Origin of the sequence: Clostridium aciditolerans (assembly GCF_016316925.1) — a bacterium.
In the GTDB taxonomy this organism is placed as follows: domain Bacteria; phylum Bacillota; class Clostridia; order Clostridiales; family Clostridiaceae; genus Clostridium_AM; species Clostridium_AM aciditolerans.
In genome coordinates, this window is the sequence record NZ_JAEEGB010000073.1 from 1 (window position 1) to 1,328 (window position 1,328).

Annotated in this window: 1 protein-coding gene; it reads right to left on the minus strand. The window is 36.5% G+C overall.

Features of this window, described 5'->3' with window-relative positions; genetic code table 11:
- Nucleotides 1–1,328: methylaspartate mutase subunit E (locus tag I6U51_RS24545; protein ID WP_211145166.1), on the minus strand; the 1,328-nt coding region annotated here is incomplete at both ends.

Here is a 1,328-nt window from a genome sequence, read left to right on the forward strand (position 1 = left end):
TCTATTGTCATTTGGAAGCTTACTTCTCTTCCTTCGAAGTTTCCTCTTTCTTGTAGTTTTTTCATGTTAAATGCTTTTAATTCATCACTTAGAGGTACATTTCCAAAGTTAAGATATCTTACAGCTCCATTGTTGTCTCTTGCTGGCATCATCTGTCCTAAATTATATTTACTTGGAGCGAATGGTATATCTACCGTTCCAACTTCGAAACCTTTTACTGTTCCTATTGCTAAATCGCCATTTCCAAGTTCAAATAATTTATCCATCATACATTTAGTTTCAGCTTTAATTACAGCTATTTCTGTCTCTAATTCTTTTGACATAGGAAGTCTTTGTCCTTGAAGCATGTTTAATGCCATCTTTGTAGCCTTTATTCCAGCTGCATTTGCTTCTTTTGTTGGTATTCCTAGTGCTTCATGAGGAGTTTTTACTATAACTTTTGTAGCTCCAGCTAAAGCTGCTGTTGCCGCTCCTGATGATATAACTCCGAAAGCTTTTGCTTCATCTTGTGGGAATCCACCCATCCACTGATGGAATACTGTTGTTACATAAACATCGTTATATCCATATTGCTTTAAGTATTCATTTACTTGTTCTTCTAGAGCTCTTATTGCTGCAACGTCTTGAACTAGGTTTCCGCACTGTCCATATCCAACAGTTATGTTTTTAACACCTTGCTCTGCTGCAAGTAAAGCTTCTATTATAGCAACTGTATTTGATGTACTTGGTGGAACTAATGTACCTGTTAAAGGACCGAATGGCTCTCTATTTATAGATATTCCTTGCTCTTCATAATACCCAGCAAGTCTATCACAGTACTGCCAATCTAATAAAGTTTTTTCTATAGATACACTCTTTGCATAAGGAATGTTGTAGGATATTCCGCCGCCTTCATTTGAAGTCCAACCTGCTGCATGAATTATCTCTGTAAGTAGTCTAGCATCTGGTGTACCGTGTCTTGCTTGAAGAGGTAAATCTACTGATTCAAATACCTTTCTACATCCTTGCACTCCATGATTAACTCCTGGGAAACCATTTAACAATGATCTTCCTGCTGCTATACTTTCTTGAATTCCTACTTCACATTCATCGTATCTGTTTTGTCTTGTATAACTATCTATAGTTGATGGAAGCAAATCTGCTCCACCTTCATTTTGAAGGTATGTTAAAAGTTCTATATGCTCATTTAATAAAGCAACACCTGCTCTTGGTTGAGCTAATGTAATTCCTGCTTCTTTAGCCTTCTTTAATTTAGCTGGAAAGCTTTTGCTTTCAGGTATGCTCTTTAAATACTCAACAGCTTCTTGAAGATCTACTTCTTTACCAGT